2 protein-coding genes are annotated in these 2112 nt (G+C 53.0%); both read right to left on the reverse strand.

What is annotated here, in order from left to right; all coding sequences use genetic code 11:
• The coding region (locus tag KB557_RS10980) for a phosphoglucomutase/phosphomannomutase family protein (RefSeq protein ID WP_255134158.1) at nt 1-1326 on the reverse strand (1326 nt) is incomplete at its 3' end.
• Nucleotides 1326-2090 carry an MBL fold metallo-hydrolase gene (locus KB557_RS10985; RefSeq protein WP_255134160.1) on the reverse strand — a complete coding sequence of 255 codons (765 nt, stop codon included), beginning with the start codon at nt 2088-2090 and terminating at the stop codon, nt 1326-1328. The genes KB557_RS10980 and KB557_RS10985, both read right to left, overlap by 1 nt.
• Nucleotides 2091-2112: the final 22 nt, after the last annotated feature.

The following is a 2112-nucleotide window of genomic DNA, read 5'->3' on the forward strand; positions in this document are numbered from 1 at the left end:
GGGCCCCAGCCTTAATTTCAACCCATCTGTGCGCACAAATTCCTGTACAACAACCCCTGCTACTTCGCTGGGGGGTGCTTCTGCTAATTGTTTCTCCAGCCTCAGGCGGCTTGCCATATCTTTTAAACGTAGATCTAAACGGTTGTAATAGCTGGGCCCGCCGCAACGATTTTGCAACTCATCCAGCCGCACTCCAAGCGGTTTACCGCCTTCTACTAAAGCTTCAAGCAAAAGTAGGGCGGCAAACGGAGCATCGCGCTCAGGCAGGTGCATCCCAAAGCCCACGCCACCGGATTCCTCCCCCCCAACTAATACTTCTGAGCTCAACATCTCACTTGCAATATATTTAAATCCAACTGGCATTTCCAACACCTCGCGCCCAAGATCTTCCGCTACTAGCTGCATTAAATCAGAGCCACTAACTGTTTTCACCACCTTGCCCGGCAGCTTTCGCGCCCTGGCTAAATGATCAATAAACAATGGCATCAACAATTGGGTACTGCAATAACGCCCCTGCTCATCAATCGCAGCAATCCGATCACCATCGCCATCAAAAACAATGCCCACAGCTGATTTAGCCGCAGCGGTTGCCGCCTTCACCGTGGAAATCAACTCACCTAAATAAGGCGCTAACGGTTCAGGCGGGTTACCACCAAATAAGGGGTCGCGATTTGAACGTATTTCTTGCACCACATCACCGAGTAATGCGGGCAAACCACCAGCGGCTGAACCATGCATTGGATCAACGATTACCGCAAGATCCATCTCCTCCAAGCCATGGCGCAAAGCCTGCACATCAATCTTGCTGCGCAAACCCGTTAGGTATTCACTCCAGCCATCAAAACAAGCTGTTTCTCCTACTTCTGGAACAGTTACAGCACCCGCCGCTAAGCGCTGCTCCACTCTGGCGGTGAAATCTGCCTCCACCGAACCACCGAAATGGCCTTTAATTTTTAATCCCAACCATTCGGCGGGGTTATGGCTGGCGGTGATTACCAGCCCACCCAACGCCTTCCTAGTTACAACCACCCAACTAATGGCTGGAGTTGGCAGTGGTTCTAAAGCCAATAACGGCTCTAACCCCACCCCCCGCACTGCTGCAGCAATCGCAGCAGCAAATTCAGGGGCAAGGAAACGGCGATCAAAGCCAATTACTACTGTGCGGCTATCGAGTTCAGCTGGAGCGGAATGGGCTAATTCAGCCGCCGCGGCAGCTGCTACCGGCAACAGCCGCTCCAGGGTGATATCAACGCCGAGAATGCCGCGCCAGCCATCTGTGCCAAAACTGATCGGGGCAGCGAGCAGCGGTAATGGGGCGGATGGCATCAGGCTGGATTCAGCTCGTAACAGTGTCCTGGATCGGGATCGATGAATGTGGTGGGAGGGTGCCGGAGGGCGAGCTGCGCCTCCAATTTGGATTGATCGCCACTACTCCACAGCAAGCGTTCCAATATTCCTTTGTAATTAATTCCACCCCCTGCAGTGCTGGCCAGCAGCCAACTGGGCTGGAAGCGCTCCAACAGTTGCGGCAACACTGTTTGCCCCTTCACAAAGGCTCCCGCTAAAGGCAAGCCCAGATCCAACACCGGTGTAATAACAGCTGTAAGCGGCTGAACTGCTATTAGCGGATCAAGAAATCCATGGGGTTCCACATACAAACTTTCAGTGCCGGCCCGCAACAAATAACCATTTTCCAGCTGAGGCACTGCAGCACCGGCAGTGGTTTCAATTTGCAGGCAACCATGCTGATGCAGATCTCTTGGTTTAAGCGCTTTGCAATTAGTGAAACCAAGGGAGCTAGCCAGCTTTATCGCTGAGCAAGAACCCAGCACCGGCAGGTTTTTTGGTAGTAACGCAAGGCTTGGCGGATGGGCGTGATCAGGCAAACCCTGGCTTAAAAGCAAGAGATGAAGATTTTCAGGTACCGGCCAGTCGTGGGGTAGGCGCCCTTCAAAAAACCATGTGGCAGAGCCAAATTGCAACGGGCCAGTGAGCCATGGATCCAGCAATACCCTCACGCCGCCGAGCTCTAGCAACCATCCATTCGCTCCGTAGTAAGTGAGATGCATATCAGCTTTAAAACTTCGCATCCCTTCTAGCTTGGGAAGATGG

This window comes from Synechococcus sp. Cruz CV12-2-Slac-r (assembly GCF_024346075.1).
Lineage (GTDB): Bacteria > Cyanobacteriota > Cyanobacteriia > PCC-6307 > Cyanobiaceae > Synechococcus_D.

Coding starts and splice junctions, on each gene's coding strand:
- KB557_RS10985 (WP_255134160.1), bottom strand. CDS start 2,090: ATGCGAAGTTTTAAAGCTGATATGCATCTCACTTACTACGGAGCGAAT.